At 62.0% G+C, this 15,421-nt stretch carries 12 protein-coding genes; 2 read left to right on the top strand and 10 right to left on the bottom strand.

Going from position 1 to position 15,421, the window contains the following annotated elements; all coding sequences use genetic code 11:
• Positions 1-23: 23 nt before the first annotated feature.
• The 6 genes from Pan44_RS12325 to serC form a co-directional block, all read right to left on the bottom strand.
• Entirely contained in the window at positions 24-1,457 is a 1,434-nt protein-coding gene (locus Pan44_RS12325; protein WP_231754307.1) for a DUF1501 domain-containing protein, read from the bottom strand.
• 98 nt (positions 1,458-1,555) lie between these two features.
• A complete protein-coding gene (gene sufB, locus Pan44_RS12330) occupies positions 1,556-2,971 on the bottom strand; it encodes a Fe-S cluster assembly protein SufB (RefSeq protein WP_145030344.1) in 1,416 nt (471 codons plus the stop codon).
• Positions 2,972-3,043: 72 nt separating this feature from the next.
• Positions 3,044-3,868 carry a Fe-S cluster assembly ATPase SufC gene (sufC, locus tag Pan44_RS12335; protein WP_145030345.1) on the bottom strand — a complete coding sequence of 275 codons (825 nt, stop codon included), beginning with the start codon at positions 3,866-3,868 and terminating at the stop codon, positions 3,044-3,046.
• A gap of 59 nt (positions 3,869-3,927) precedes the next feature.
• Positions 3,928-4,479: an NADH-quinone oxidoreductase subunit B gene (locus Pan44_RS12340; RefSeq protein ID WP_145030346.1), complete on the bottom strand. Its 552-nt coding sequence runs from the start codon at positions 4,477-4,479 to the stop codon at positions 3,928-3,930.
• Between the two features lie 113 nt (positions 4,480-4,592).
• Positions 4,593-5,231 carry a helix-turn-helix transcriptional regulator gene (locus Pan44_RS12345; RefSeq protein WP_145030347.1) on the bottom strand — a complete coding sequence of 213 codons (639 nt, stop codon included), beginning with the start codon at positions 5,229-5,231 and terminating at the stop codon, positions 4,593-4,595.
• 375 nt (positions 5,232-5,606) lie between these two features.
• Positions 5,607-6,692, bottom strand: a complete 1,086-nt coding sequence (gene serC, locus Pan44_RS12350; protein WP_145030348.1) for a 3-phosphoserine/phosphohydroxythreonine transaminase — start codon at positions 6,690-6,692, stop codon at positions 5,607-5,609.
• Positions 6,693-7,714: 1,022 nt separating this feature from the next.
• Between serC and Pan44_RS12355 the strand changes: the two genes are divergently transcribed.
• On the top strand, positions 7,715-8,659 hold the full coding sequence (locus Pan44_RS12355) for a CAP domain-containing protein (protein WP_197454043.1): 945 nt from the start codon (positions 7,715-7,717) through the stop codon (positions 8,657-8,659).
• Between the two features lie 105 nt (positions 8,660-8,764).
• Here Pan44_RS12355 and Pan44_RS12360 read toward each other — a convergent pair whose 3' ends face one another.
• The 4 genes from Pan44_RS12360 to Pan44_RS12375 all read right to left on the bottom strand — a co-directional run bounded on the left by Pan44_RS12360 (position 8,765) and on the right by Pan44_RS12375 (position 13,691).
• Positions 8,765-9,706, bottom strand: a complete 942-nt coding sequence (locus Pan44_RS12360; RefSeq protein ID WP_145030350.1) for a hypothetical protein — start codon at positions 9,704-9,706, stop codon at positions 8,765-8,767.
• Between the two features lie 1,138 nt (positions 9,707-10,844).
• Complete coding sequence (locus Pan44_RS12365) at positions 10,845-11,243, bottom strand: hypothetical protein (protein WP_145030351.1); 399 nt, start codon at positions 11,241-11,243, stop codon at positions 10,845-10,847.
• 120 nt (positions 11,244-11,363) lie between these two features.
• On the bottom strand, positions 11,364-12,350 hold the full coding sequence (locus tag Pan44_RS12370; RefSeq protein ID WP_145030352.1) for a DUF1559 domain-containing protein: 987 nt from the start codon (positions 12,348-12,350) through the stop codon (positions 11,364-11,366).
• Positions 12,351-12,689: 339 nt separating this feature from the next.
• Positions 12,690-13,691 (bottom strand): sugar phosphate isomerase/epimerase family protein, encoded by a 1,002-nt coding sequence (locus Pan44_RS12375; protein WP_145030353.1) that lies wholly within the window; start codon positions 13,689-13,691, stop codon positions 12,690-12,692.
• Positions 13,692-14,022: 331 nt separating this feature from the next.
• Between Pan44_RS12375 and Pan44_RS12380 the strand changes: the two genes are divergently transcribed.
• A complete protein-coding gene (locus Pan44_RS12380) occupies positions 14,023-15,333 on the top strand; it encodes a Gfo/Idh/MocA family oxidoreductase (RefSeq protein ID WP_145030354.1) in 1,311 nt (436 codons plus the stop codon).
• Positions 15,334-15,421 lie beyond the last annotated feature (88 nt).

Below are 15,421 nucleotides of genomic sequence, written 5' to 3' on the forward strand. Positions count from 1 at the left end.
CGAGCCAGCGACGACTCCCGCCGTTACAGCAGCCCCATGATCGGCAGCCCGTTGTAGATATGGAACGGCCGGCCCGTTTCGTCGTGCCAGGCGGCCGTCTCCGGAATGCCCAGCTGCCGGTAAATCGTGGCCGCCATGTTCTCCGGCGTCTGCGGATCCCGGATCGGATACCCGCCGATCTTGTCGGACGCGCCTACGACCTGGCCGCCTTTGATGCCGCCGCCGGCGAAGAACACGCTCTGCACGGCCCCCCAGTGATCGCGGCCCGCCTCGACGTACGCAGACGAAAGCTTGGAAAGCTTCGGCGTTCGCCCGAACTCACTCCCCATGACCACCAGCGTGGTATCGAGCAGCCCGGTGGAATTGAGGTCATCGAGGAAAGCCGACAGCGCGCGGTCGAGCGGCGGGAACAGCTTCTCGCGGAGTCGCCAGAAGATCTCGCCGTGGTTGTCCCACGTCTCGTTGTTGCCGAGGTTCACCTGCACGAGGTTCACGCCGGCCTGGGCCAGCCGGAGCGCCATCAAGAGCGACCACCCGAAGGCGTTCTTTCCGTACCGCCGCTGCTCAGCCTCATCTGCGTTCGTCACATCGAAGGCCTGGCGCACTTCCGGCGCCGAGAGCATCGAAATGGCCGATTGCCGCTGGTGGTCGTACTGCTCGATGCTCGCCGAACGTTCCAGGGCGCCGCGCTGACGGTCGAGTTCGTCGAGCAGCAGGTTCCGGCCGGAGGAACGATCGGACGTCAGTCCCGGCGCCAGTTGGATGCTGGGCGCCTGGAATACGCGGGCGTCCGGCTCCTTCGGCGGATCCTTCGTCGTGTTCGGGAACGTGTATTCGGGAAACGCTCCCTTCCAGAACGGATTGCCATAGGGAGAGGCCTCGATAAAGAACGGATCGTGCTTCCGCCCCATCAGCCCGCCGTAGTTGCCCGGGATCACTCCACCCGACCAGTGAACGATCCGGTCCGGGAGCACGATCGCCGGCGGAAGGTTGTTATTCCGGATCGGAACTGCGTCGCCGACGATCGAGGCAATCGAGGGCCAGTCGGTGGGACGCGGCTTACGGTCGTTCCTGAACCCGACCGACGGAGCGGTTCGCCCCGTGAGCATGTAGTAGTGGCCAGCCGTGTGATCGTTCGTGCTGTGCGTCAGCGACCGGACGACGCTCCACAGCTTGCTCCGCTTCGCCAGTTCCGGGAGGTGCTCGCACACATCCAGGCCGGGGGTGGCCGTCGCGATCGGCGCGAAATCGCTGCGGATGCCGTCCGGAGCTTCCGGCTTCAGATCGAAACTCTCATGTTGCGACAGGCCGCCGGAAAGGAAGATGTAGATGCACCGCTTGGCTGGTGCATTGGCGGCGACCTTCTCCTCGGTCGACGCCCGCAGCGCGTTGAGATGATTCGTTCCGAGCCCGAGCAGGCCGACAGCACCGGCCTGTACGGCCGTGCGCCGCGACATGAGTGGGTGAAAGAGTCGGCCGCTCCCGCTCATCAGCCAGCTCCACGTTGCCTGAACCCGGAAAACCGCCGCTCCGTGCGAGCGACGGCATCACCAGCTTACCCAACCGAACCTTCCATCTGCAGTTCGATCAGCTTGTTCATCTCCACCGCGTATTCCATCGGCAGTTCTTTGACGAGCGGCTCGATGAATCCCGTCACGATCATGCTCGAAGCCTCGGCCTCCGTCAAACCGCGGCTCATCAGGTACAGAACCTGTTCTTCCGCGATCTTCGAGACGCTGGCCTCGTGCTCGATGGCGACGTCGTCTTCATCGACTTCGATGTACGGGTAGGTGTCGCTGCGGCTGGCCGGGTCCAGGATCAGCGCGTCGCAGACCACGTTGCTCTTGCAGTCGGTGGCGCCGTTCTGAACCTTCACAAGTCCACGGTAGCTCGAGCGTCCGCCGTTCTTCGAAATCGACTTCGAGATGATGCGGCTGGAGGTATGCGGAGCGCAGTGGACCATCTTGGCTCCGGCGTCCTGATGCTGGCCGTTGCCGGCGAAGGCGATCGACAGCGTCTCGCCCCGGGCGCCCGGCTCCATGAGCCAGATGGCCGGATACTTCATCGTCAGCTTCGAACCGAGGTTTCCGTCGATCCACTCCATGAGCGAATCGCCATACGCCATCGCGCGCTTGGTGACGAGGTTGTACACGTTATTCGACCAGTTCTGGATCGTCGTGTACCGGCACCGGGCCCCGCGCTTCACGATGATCTCCACGACGGCCGAGTGTAGCGAGTCGCTGGAATACGTCGGCGCGGTGCAGCCTTCGACATAATGCACGCTCGCCCCCTCATCGACGATGATGAGCGTTCGTTCGAACTGCCCCATGTTCATCGTGTTGATTCGGAAATAGGCCTGCAGCGGGAAGTCGATCTTCACCCCCTTGGGGACGTAGATGAACGATCCTCCCGACCACACGGCCGAGTTCAGCGCGGCGAACTTGTTGTCGTTCGGCGGAATGACCGTGCCGAAGTATTCGCGGAAAATCTCCGGATGGTCGCGAAGCGCGGAGTCCGTATCGGTGAACAGCACGCCTTTCTTCGCGAGGTCTTCCTGGAGCGATCCGTAGATCACTTCGGATTCGTACTGGGCCTTCACGCCGGCGAGATGCTTCTTCTCGGCCTCCGGGATACCCAGTCGGTCGTAGGTTCGACGGATGTCTTCCGGCACTTCGTCCCACGTCTTCCCCTGGCGGTCGGACGCTTTGACGTAATAGAACATCTCCTGGAAGTTCAGGTCCGTCATGTCCCCGCCCCAATTGGGCATGGGCTTGGCGAAGAACTGCTCCAGCGACTTAAGGCGGAACTCGCGCATCCACGCGGGCTCGTTCTTCATCTCCGAGATCTGCTCGACGATCTCGCGATCGAGCCCACGGCGGGAGGTGAAGGTGTAGTTGTCGGTGCGGTCGTGAAAACCGTACTGGTAATCGCCGACGCCAACTTCAGGTTGTTCAAGGACTTCAGCAGACATTTCCAAAACTCCTGACGCGGTGGAAAGCCGCGTTTGATTCGTATTTCTTAATCGCGCTGACTGACAAAAAACTCAGACAGCGGCTCCATCCTGAACCTTCGCTGCTTGCTCCTCCGCGGCCGCTGCGGGATGTCGTTCGCGAACGCCGGCGTAGCCATTGGCATGCAGATCATGAGCCAGCGAAGCGTCACCGGTCTCCACGATCCGGCCAGCCAGCATCACGTGCGTATGCTGCGGAACGTTGTATTCCAGCAGGCGCTCGTGGTGCGTGATGATGAGAACGCCCATGTGCGGGCCGGAAAGCTTGGAAAGCCCTTCGCTCACGACGCGGACCGCATCGCTGTCGAGACCCGAGTCGGTCTCGTCCAGGATGGCGAACTTGGGCTTCAGCATGGCGAGCTGGAGGATCTCCATCCGCTTCTTCTCGCCGCCGGAGAACCCTTCGTTCAGATAACGCCGGGCGAACTCTTCGTCGATGTTGAGTTCCTTCATCGTGTCCCGGAGTTCCTTGCGGAAGTCCTTCATCTTCATCAGCTCTTCCCCTTCCTTGCGGCCGGGGTTGCGGATGTTCGAGACAGCATGACGCAGGAAGTCGGCCACGCGGACGCCGGGAATCGTCACCGGGTACTGGAACGCCAGGAAGAGGCCCAGTCGCGCCCGCTCGCTCGGATCGAGTTCGTTGATCTCCGTCCCGTTGATCAGGATGCGACCTTCGGTCACCTCATACTTCGGGTGGCCGACGAGCGTGTAGGCGAGCGTGCTCTTGCCGGAGCCGTTCGGCCCCATCAGGGCGTGGACTTCTCCCTGCCGGATCTCAAGGTTCACGCCCTTGAGAATCTCGACGCCTTCGACGCCGACATGCAGGTTCTCGATCTTCAAACTGGCAGGCTGACTCATCTCACTCACAAATCGTTGGAACTCAACTTCGGGGCTGACGAAACTCGATCAGCCGTGTTTCAAACCGTCACAAGCTCAGGATCCTGCACGTAACCGCTGTGATGCGGCACGGGCAAAACGCTGGGCGTGCCCTTCGTCAACTTCTGGGCCTTGATCTTGTCCTGGATCCGCATCAGGCCTTCGAGCAGGGCTTCCGGCCGCGGTGGGCACCCAGGAACGTACACATCGACAGGGACGACCAGGTCGACCCCCTTCACCACGTGATATCCGTACTTGAAATACGGGCCCCCGCCGATCGTGCAGGCACCCATCGCAATCACGTACTTCGGATCGGGCATCTGTTCCCACAAACGGCGGACACGGCTCGCCATCTTGTGGGTCACCGTTCCCGCAACAATCATCAGGTCGGCCTGCCGCGGCGTGGCGCGGAAGGCGCCAGCGCCGAAACGGTCGATATCGAACCGGCTCGCACCGGTCGCCATCATTTCGATCGCACAGCACGCCAGGCCGAACGTCATCGGCCAGATGCTGGACTGCTTGGCCCAATTGATGGCCTGTTCCAGTGACGTGGTGACGACGTTCTCTTCAAACCGTCCTTCAATCCAGGTCATGATTCGTCCTGTGTGTCGCGGTCCAGCCGGTGAGGGAAAACCCAACGCAGAGCCGACTGTAACGCGGTGAAATCCGAAACTCGAACACCCGGACGGGGCCGGGCAGGGCACTCTCAAACGTGGGACACCGCCTCGAACTCGCAGGCACAGTCCCCTCGCTGGCGACAACGGGTCAATTCCAGCGGCGAACCGACCAGTTCCCCGAATACCTGCTGCTCCAGTTCACAGATCGAACTGTCGCGCTCCGCAATCTCCTGGTACGGGCAGGCATGTCCTCTCAGGATCGGCAGATCGGACGCCATTCCCGGGCGGGAGCTCAGGTCGACCTCGAATCCCCGGTTCTTCAGGACCGCCGCCAACTCGCGCATCCGTTCTTCCGGCGAGGCTCCGGCCATCTGCGGCCGGAATTGCCCCACCATGGTCTCTTTCAGGCGGCCCAGCAGCTTTTCCCGGACCGCGACATCATCAATTCCCTGGATCCCCTCCCACAGAAGCACCGCAAAATCCGAATTGTCGCGTGCCAGCGACCGGCGGCCCGCTTCCGTGACTTCATAAACGTGGTGCGGACGGCCGCGATCCGCCCGGACCGCCTTCCGCTCCACAAGGCCGGTGGACTGCAATCGAGTCAGCCGCTGACGGACAGCCGTCGCCGTGACCTCGGCGGCCTGGCATAACTCGGTGATGCCACTGGCCCCGAGACGCAGCATGAGGGAGAGAAACTCTCGATCCCCCGGCGGGATTCCACCGTTCATAACTGCCTCAAACAAAGAACCTTCGGCCAACCAGACTCCGTAGAGTGTAGGCAGGCAGAAGGTTTTTGACAACGCGCTATGCGAAAACTGTCTGGATCGCGTTCGGGGGCTTCGCACGGCCCACCTCGGCGCTCTCAAATCTTGCTCAACGGGATCCTCGACGGACCCAGAAAAGGACGACGAACAACAACCCCGTGATGGCCATGAGATCCGACGGCAGAAGCATGCGCAGCCACGGTGCCGCACTATGCCGCAAGGCCAAAACCATGACGACCAGTACTGCAATCAGCCAGGCCGAACGAGCATATTGCGAACTCACGCCTCAGCTCTCGATTTACCACTCACAGAAGTGAACCCGGCATTTAGCATGACGGGTCACTTTCTGTTCTGCGACTCGAACTCCTTCATCGCCGCGATCAACGCATCAACCCCCGCCTCGGGGAATGCGTTGTAAATGCTCGCCCGCATCCCCCCGACGCTGCGGTGACCCTTCAGACCGTCCATCTTCCGTTCCTTCGTGAACGCGATGAACTGCTCGTCCAGCTTCTCGTCCCCCGTCACGAACGTGACGTTCATCAGCGACCGGCTGTCCCCGGCGGCCGTCGCCTTGAACAGGCTGCTCTGGTCGAGGTAGTCGTACAGTTTCCCGGCTTTCGCCTCGTTCTTCGCCGCGATCCCTTCCAGCCCGCCATTCTTCAACAGCCACTTGAAGACCTGGCCGACGGCATAGATCGGGAAGCTCGGCGGCGTGTTGTAGCAGCTGTCTTCCTTGGCGTGCGTGCGGTACTGCAGCATCACCGGCAGATCCTTCGAGCCCCGCTCGACGAGGTCCTTGCGGATGATCACCAGCGTGACGCCCGCCGGGCCAAGGTTCTTCTGCGAACCCGCGTAGATCATCCCATACTTCGTGACGTCGATCGGCCGGCTGAAAATATCGCTCGAAGCGTCGCAGATCAGAGGAACGCCCGCCGGCGGCGTCGGCTCCGTCTTGAACTGCGTGCCGAAAATCGTGTTGTTCGACGTGAAATGGCCGTAAACCGCCGACTTGCTCCAGGTCACCTCCGCCGGAATGTACGAGCAGTTCTTGTCTTCGCTCGAGCACGCGACATGCACATTGCCATACCGCTTCGCATCGCCGATGGCCTTCTTCGACCACGCGCCCGTCATCAGGTAGTCGGCCGTCTGGTCCTTACCCAGGAAGTTCATCGGAATCATGAAGAACTGGCTCGACGCCCCGCCCGTCAGGAACAGGATGTCGTAGTCATCCGGGATCTTCGCCAGAGCGCGGCAGTCGGCAATCGTCTGCAGCAGCACCGCCGAAAACGCCTTGCCGCGATGCGAGTGCTCCATCACGCCGATCCCCGTCTTGCCCAGAGACCACATGTCTTCCTGGCACTGCTTGAGGACTTCTTCCGGCATGACGGCCGGTCCGGCGGAGAAATTGAAGATGCGATCGGACATCAGAAGCAGGCTTTCGACTCGAAGTTCAGAATTGAGACGCGACGGAGCACACGGATTTCCCGCGCCGTTCGCGGCGGCGTACGTCAGGCGACAGAACGCTCCACGGGAGTCGCACGCGACACGTGGTTCTGCGCCGTTTCCGCGTCCGTCAGTGATCGGACGGCGCAAATCTTGTCCCGGGTTCGCGCTCCGGTCAATGACCTCCGGCCGGCGGGAATCCCGTTCCGGTGCGTGAGAAGCCCCCTGTCGGGAGAAACCCCCGCAGCCGCCTGAGGATGCGCTCCGTCAGCGCCCCGTCGACACGATTCATCCCGAATCCTGCGACGACCCTCCCCGGCTTCGCGTCCGATACGAGAATCAGGCTTTGCCCGATCGGTCGGTTTGTCGTCCACGGATCGTTGTTGCATTGCTTGTGACGGAGAGGCCCGTCTCTCCAACCGCGCCGGCGACGATCATGCTCCCGATCAGCGGGCCGGATCACATGTTTCCGGCTGGATGAGGAACTCCAGTCTTGGCGCGCGGGACGGCGTCATTCGTCTCCCGCCGGGCCGACGCCCGGAAATGGTCACTGCCGTAGTCCGTCGCGGCCGACATCACACAGCGGTCGCAGCGAACGCCGATCCCTCGACAGGGATCCCGGTCCTCCGACCCGCGTCACTGTTCAGGCCGGTCAGTCGGCCTGTGACCGGTGAACCGGGAGCGACGTGCGCCATCAACGCGAGGGTTTGCGGCGTCTCAGGCGCCGCCCGTCCCCGTCGCCCGTCTCGACATCTTCCCGAGGCTCCGGCCTCCCCGATCACGACATCGTGAAACCACCCGGGTGACGCGGCGGACCGCTTGCGGCGGACACGCTGACTGTCAACTCACACGAAGCGTCTTGCGACGAATGTCGAGGATTGCCATTTGAGGTCGTTCTGGCGGTCGCGGCGAGACTGTCGACGCAGGACACTCCCCTACCCAGTCGACCGTGAACCGTTCACGGGGCCGGCTCGGATCGATAGTCCTCACGGATGAATGGATTGATGAATTTCAAAAGTGCTGCGCGTTTGTTTCTTGTTGGCGCCCTCGCTTCGTCCACGCTCGCCCACGGCGATGAACCGACGAATGCGGCGCCTGAGTCGGCCCCCGGCTCTGCCGCTTCTGCCGACTCCCCCATGACGGAGAATGCGGAGGAGGAGAAAGCGGACGAAGAAGAAAACAAGGAGGAGCAGGAAGAGAAGAGTCCGAAGGAAGAACGTGCCGAACGGCGCGCCATGCGGCGGTCGGCCCGTCGCCCCTCCTTCACCGCCGTCACCCGCGATCAGGTGGTCGACCAGATCAACAACTTCCGTCAGCGGTCGGCCCGGCCCCCCGTCGTCGTGAATCCCGAACTCCAGGCGGCCGCCCAGAGCTTCGCAGAGCACATGGCCCGTACGGCCGTCTTCTCTCACACCGCCGACGGTCGCCAGCCGTCGCACCGCGCCATGCAGGCCGGTTACGAATCAATGATGGTCACCGAGAACATCGCCTACCAGGGATCGAGCGGGAATCTCGCACAGCAGCTGGTCAACATGTGGATTGGCTCCCCCGGCCACTACGCCAACCTCATGCGCCACGACCTCACCGAAACCGGCGTCGGCGTCGCCCAGGGGTACAACGGCCAGTTCTACGCCTGTCAGCTTTTCGGACGCCCGGCGTCCGGCCGGTTCCAGGTGCAGGTGAAGAACACCACGCCTGAGTCGCAGAGCTACAAGCTCGGCCATCACGAATACTCGGTCGCCCCGAATGCAACCCGCACGCACAGCCTGGGACGGAAGTCCGACCTGACGCTGGCGGTCGCCGAGAAGCCGGCGGCCGATGCTGTGGTCACGCCTGCGAAGAGCGAGAAGTACGAAATCCGGACGGCGGATGCCGAGACGAAAGAAGTCGAACTCGTGCGGTTCGAGGTTCCGAATATCGAGGATGCGAAGAACGACGCTCAGAAGTAAGGTGGCGTCGAGGCATTCAGCATGCCTCCAGGCCATGAAAGACGTGAACGGCCGGCCCGGGATTCGCCTGGGCCGGCCGTTCTGTCGTTGAGCAGACGTGTGCAATTACGTGATGCGTTCGAACTCCTTGAGGTCGCGCTTCTGGCCGCCGACGATGCCGTTGTCGTCGAGGGTGTCGAATTCATCGCCGCCCAGGAATTCGAGGTCGTACTGGGCGCGAACCTTGGTGCCAATGACGGTATCGCGTCCGCCATCCGCCACGACCTTGATGTTCTTCTTCGACGTCAGGTTCACGAGCTGGATCCGGTCGTCGTCCTTGCCAGCCTCGACGTTGAAGTCCTCGTCAGTCGTCACCCTGGACACCAGAATGGAGTCGCGTCCTTCGTCGGTTGTGATTGTCGCAGTGAGTCCGATTTCAAGAGTCTTCAGGTTGACGACGTCGTCCCCCTTGCCGGTATTGATCTTCAGATCCTTGTCGGCACGGGTGGTGTCGACCGTCACCTGATCGCGGGCATCCTTGCCGAGGATCGTGAGCGATCCTCCGACCGTGGACCCCTTCACCGAGACATTGGAGGTTCCTTCTTCGGTCTCGATGTTGAAATCGCTGCCGGTGCGGACGTTCTTGGCCGTCACCGTGTCGTTGCCTGCGTCCGTCTTCACTGTGAGATTGACGCCGGCCGAGACGCCGGTGAGCAACACCTGGTCGTTCCCCTGGTCCATCTCAATGTTGTGGTCCACGGAGGCCTTCAGGTTTCTGATGTCGAGCTTGTCGTTGCCGCCGAAGAGTCTCAGGTCGGTCGACTTCAGGCCGGCTCCGTTCAGTTTGATCGATGTCTTTCCATTGATCCTGGTGCCGGACAGTCCCTTGATCTCGATGGTGCCATTGGCGAGCTGATTGATGACGACGGAATTGTCGGCCTCATCGCCTCGCATGGAGAGGACTTCACTGGAAATGCTGACGGTGACGTTGCCGGCTGGCATGGTGCGCTGCTCGAGCAGCTGCACCTGTGCGGGTGTGGTTGGAATCGACTGCGTTCGGCGAATCATCTGAAAAGTTCCCTGTGACAGACCAGGATGGGATCAGGGACGGTGCGACTCCACATGCCCGATCGCACCGTCCACGGCGCCTGGTTCGCCACAACCAGACATGGCCCGAATTTAGAGCTTCGATCACGCCTGCCTATGGACGCATGAGCAGGAATTCACACGATCTTCATCGCTCGCGAGAGATATAAGGAAACCTTCAGCGAGTTTGCGCCGGGCCGAATCAGAATGCGACGGTGAATGAACTGTGGTTCATTCTTCGGTCGATGAAACGTGTCGCTCAGTGACCTTCTTCGGGCGGGCAAGCCGTCGCACCACGTCATGCAGGCTGGCTACGAATCGATGATGGTCACCGAGAACATCGCCGACCAGGGATCGAGCGGAAACCCAGGGCGAGTCGCTTTTTCACAATCGCTCGTCTCTCGTCACCGCATGTCATTTTGCGGCAACGGCGCAACCCAGCGATGGAACTGGCCCATCTTGAAACCGCGACCAGCTGTGCGCGGAAGTCGCAGGCACGGGCAGGGATCGGGAACACTGCGGAGTGTTCGACGCCGAGGGGAGCAAGGAGGGCGCGTTGTGTGGGTGGTACTGTACTCCTCGCCCTCTTTCTTCCCCCTGAAGTCTTGCGGAGGGATCGGGAGTGCGTGGGCGGTGCGGACAGGGATCCGGCCGGGCCGGGGTGTGTGACGACTGGTTGACGGTGGTTGTGTTCATAGGTCCTCCACCATCACGGGGGCGGTTGCGCGGGAGGGCCCGGAAGTCGGAAGTGCTTGGGCAGGTGCGGATTGGGGCGGGGCGAGTCACTCTTTCAAAGTCGGTCGTCTCTCGTCACCGCGGGTCATTTTGCGGCCACGACGCAGTGCGACGACGAATTGGCCCATCTTGAAAAAGTGACCGGCCCTGAGCCGTCCTCCTTCGCATTCGCTCACGAGTGGCACGCTCCCCGGGCGGATTGCGGTGATCAATCTTCCAGAACGGCGTGGCGACGGTGAACCATCGTCTTGGGCGACCATTGCGCGCACCGCTCGCTCGATCCTTCCGAAATGAAAAAGCGGCGTCGATCTCCAGGATCGACGCCGCTGAGTTTCTGTCGGGAATCGACGCCCGTTCCTGAGCGTTGCGAGTGTGCTGCATCCCGTTACTTCGACTTCAACTCGAATGGGATCGTGTTGTCGCTGGATGGCTTCACTTCCGCTTCCAGCGTTGTTTTCGAGTTGTATTGCGCGGGGACGATCATCTCCATCACCGGTTCGGGAGTTCCGTTCGGGCTGTGGAACTTCCCCGGCACCGGTCGCGCCGCGGTGATCTCGATCTTCACTTTGCCCGCTTCACTGTTCAGCGAGTACTTCCCGTCCTTGATCTCGGCGCCGAAGCCGCGGTCGCCGTCGCCGATCTTCCGGAAGAGAATTCGTCCTTCGGCAATCGGAGCGCCGTCCAGGGTGACGGTTCCCGTCACCGGGTATTCCTCCGGGCCGGTTGCCGCAGGCGTGCAGCCCAGGCCGAACAGGAGGCAGCACGACAGGAGTTGCAGACGCATTTCAATCCTCAATGGGACAGGGATCCAGAACGAATTGCGGATCAAACTTGGGGGATAAGTGCGGCAAGCCGGCGTCAGGAGAGGCCGGCTTGCCGTGAAACGGGTTCCGTCAAACTCGACTCAGAATTCCCCGATCGGGATGCCGTCCTGTCGCATGCCGAGCTTGATCCAAGTCTGCTTGTCGATGTTGTCCGAAACGAACCGCACCGCGCCGTCCGCCATCGCGACCGTCACGCCGCCCGTGTGGAAGCTGCGGGCAAAGGCGTACCGGCCAGGCAGTGCGCCAGCGTTGCCGTTCTCACAAGGAGCATTCTTCGGAGCACCGTTATAAGTCGTCGCTTTGCAGGAGTAGACGCGGTCTGGAACCGAGGAGTTCGGCGGTTCACCGACAGAGAAGCCGTAGGCGCCGTGCGGGGCGCCGCCCCAGTAGCCGCCCAATTCACCCCAGGTCGCCGTACCGGTATTACCGCGGATGATGCCTTCGCTTCCCAGCATGGTGTTGGACGTGCCGTCCTTCGCGGAAGCGATCGTCATCTTCGTGTTTCGGCAGAACAGGCCGCCCGCATCTGCTGCCTGGCCGACATCGGGGTTGGTGATCGTGATGATGTTGTTGGCAATCGTCGTCCCCGCGCCAGGGCCGGCGCACACCACGTAATTCCCCTGGAACGACGTCGTGGAACCGCCCGCGCCGAAGCCGGGCAGCGTTCCATCCGAAGGACAGCTGAGCATCGCAATCGGCGTACGAGCGATGTACGCAACCGCCGCGACGCCCGTGATCTGGTGGATGTATTCGGTCTTGTCCGTCTCGTAGGCGTTGTACAGCGGAGCCTGTTCGATGTAAGGAAGGATCCGTTGGAACCAGCAGTCCCGGCGATGGCTTGCGCCAGCGACTTCGAGCTGCCACCCGTACGGGAAGCAGCCGACGGCGTCGTGGTAGTTGTGCATCGCCAGCCCGAACTGCTTCAGGTTGTTTTTGCACTGGGTGCGGCGGGCGGCCTCGCGCGCCTGCTGGACTGCGGGCAGCAGCAGCGCAATGAGAATGGCGATGATTGCGATCACCACCAGTAGCTCAATGAGCGTAAAAGCCATTCTGCGTTTCTTGGACATCACTGCGGTTCCTTTGAAATGAACAAACGTCAGCGGAAAGAAAAAACGACATGCAGAAGAGATTCAGCGGATGAACACGCTTGAAAGGGCAGATCTGACTTCATGAATACTCAGGCACGCCGAGACTTGCCATTGAGAACGAACACAAAGTTCATGTGATTTTTATCAGCAGGCCCCCGAAATCGTGAAAAGCGGAGCAAAATGCTCCACTTTGCGGGCTCGGAACGGGTTTCCCCGTTCACTCCCCAGACGCGTCAGGGCTTCCGTCAAACAAGAGATCCTCTTCACCAGACACGCTGGTGAAGAGGATCAATTCTGTTCCAGGACTCGCGCGGCGATTCAGTCTCCGAACGCCGCATCAAACGCCCGGCCCGACGGCCGGAAATCGATGTTCTTGCAGAACTGGGCTGCCTCAGCGGCGCCTGCCTCGCGATCCATGCCCGAGTCTTCCCATTCCACCGACAGAGGTGAGTCCCCCGGGTAACCCGCGGCGTTCAGTGCCCGGATGATTTCTTCGAACCGCACGCCGCCGCGACCCACGCTCCGGAAATCCCACCCGCGACGCGCGTCGCCGAACGACAGATGGCTGGAAAGGATGCCGGTCCGGCCGTTCAGCGTCACCGATGCGTCCTTCATGTGGACGTGGTAGATCCGCTTCGGAAACGCCCGGATGAACTCGACCGGGTCGACCCCCTGCCAGATCAGGTGGCTCGGGTCGAAGTTGAACCCGAACTCTTCCCGGTGATCGATCGCTTCCAGTGCCCGTTCGGCCGAGTAGATGTCGAAGGCGATTTCGGTCGGATGCACTTCCAGAGCGAACTTCACGCCGCATTCCTGGAACACGTCCAGGATTGGGTTCCAGCGATCGGCAAACTGCTGGTAGCCCGCGTCGTACATCTTCTTTGGCGTCGGCGGGAAGTCGTAGATCAGATGCCAGATGCTCGATCCGGTGAACCCGTTCACCACGCCCACGCCCAGCTTCTTGGCGGCCTTCGCCGTGTTCTTCATCTCGGCGGCTGCCCGCTCGTTGACCTTCTCAGGCTTGCCATCGCCCCACACGTATTCCGGCAGGATGACCTTGTGGCGCGCATCGATGATGTCGCACACCGCCTGACCGACGAGGTGGTTGGAGATCGCGAACAGTTTGAGGTCGTACTTCTCGAGCAGGTCCCGCTTGCGGGCGCAGTACGTGTCGTCGGAGAGCGCCTTGTCGACTTCGAAGTGATCGCCCCAGCACGCGAGCTCCAGCCCGTCGTAGCCGAATTCACGCGCCTTTTTGCAGAGCGTTTCGAGGGGCAGGTCGGCCCACTGGCCGGTGAAGAGCGTGACGGGACGTCCCATGAGCGGCGGTCTTTCGCGGAAAGAAAATGGGCGACCGGGCGAACGCGCGTCGTCGCGCATGCCCGCAGGAGAAGGACAGAAGGATCCGACGCCGCGAAACTACCCGAACCGCCGGATCGCAGCAACTTTGGCGAGGACGCGGCATCGCCAGCGAAAACGCGACAGTCGGCCCCGCGCCGCGCACCGACGTGGTTGACGCTGGGACCGGGACAGCCTTATGACATAGAGGTCGATTGGAACCCTGCCGCCACACCCAGTCACCGCGCCACATTGCCCGGGACGTTCCAATCCCAGTTCCTGCCTGTTGGCCTCGTCTTCCCGAGAATGTTGCATGTCGAGCAAAGAATCCCCCGCTTCCCCGTCACGCCGCGATTTCCTGAAGACGTCGGGGGCCGTTTCCGCCGGGTCTCTCACCGCCAACTTTGCCGCTGCCCCCGGCCTCTATGCGCAGGACAGCCAGAAGATCCTGAAGGTCGGCCTCGTCGGCTGCGGCGGGCGCGGCAGCGGAGCCGCCCAGAATGCACTCACGGCCGACAAGTACACGAGGATCGTCGCCCTCGCCGACATCGTCCCCGAGAACATGGAGATCTGCCTGCGGGGCCTCAAGAACAATAAAGAGGTCGCCGCCCAGGTCGACGTCGCCGACGAGAAGAAGTTTCTCGGCCTCGATGCTTACAAGAAGGTCATCGACGAAGTCGACGTGATCCTGCTGGCGTCCCCGCCGGGGTTCCGGCCGTATCACCTCCGTGCCGCCGTCGAGGCCGGAAAGCACATCTTCTGCGAAAAGCCGATGGCGACGGACGCCGTCGGCGTGCGGCATGCCATGGAATCCATGCGGATGGCGAAGGAGAAGAAGCTGTCGGTCGTCGCCGGATTCTGCTGGCGGTATCACCCCGAGAAAATGGAGCTGTTCAAGCGGGTTCACGAAGGTCAGATCGGTGACGTGCTCGCCGTCTATGGCTGCTATCTCACCAATCCCGTGAAGCCCATGCCCCCGGCCGACACCCGTCCCGCCGGCATGACGGACCTCGAGTGGATGGTTCGCAACTGGTACAACTTCACCTTCCTCTCCGGCGACGGGCTCGTCGAGCAGGCCGTCCATACCGTCGACTGGATCGCCTGGGCCATGAAAGACCAGATGCCCGTGAGCTGCACGGCCGTCGGCGGCCGGCAGATTCCCGCGAACGGCGGCAACATCTTCGACCACATCGAGGTCAACTATCTCTGGGACAACGGCGCCCGCGGATTCATGGCTCAGCGCCAGATGAATGGCTGCTTCGGCGAGACGGCCCTCCGCATCCTCGGCACGAAGGGCATCGCCGAGATCACGGGGCGCGGCTCGTCCATCACCGGCGAAAACGCCTGGCGGTTCAAGCCGACGAAGAAGTACGACATGTACGACCTCGAGCACGAGGAACTGTTCCTGTCGATCCGCGACGGCAAGGCGCTGAACGACGGCGACCGCATGATGAAGAGCACCATGATGGCCATCATGGGACGGATGGCCGGCTACACAGGGCAGCAGATCACCTGGGACCAGGCGCTCAACTCGAAAGAGAACCTGATGCCGGACGTCACCGGCTGGGACACGCCTGTCGTCGTCCCCCCGCTCGCCCGGCCTGGAATTACCCAGTTCGTCTAAGAACACGCTCAACCAGCGCCCCGGCCGCTCCAAAGCAGCCGGGGTGCTTTGCGTTGAGTGACTCCGCGTTGAATTCACGACGTGCCGC

This window comes from Caulifigura coniformis (assembly GCF_007745175.1).
GTDB classification, from domain to species: domain Bacteria; phylum Planctomycetota; class Planctomycetia; order Planctomycetales; family Planctomycetaceae; genus Caulifigura; species Caulifigura coniformis.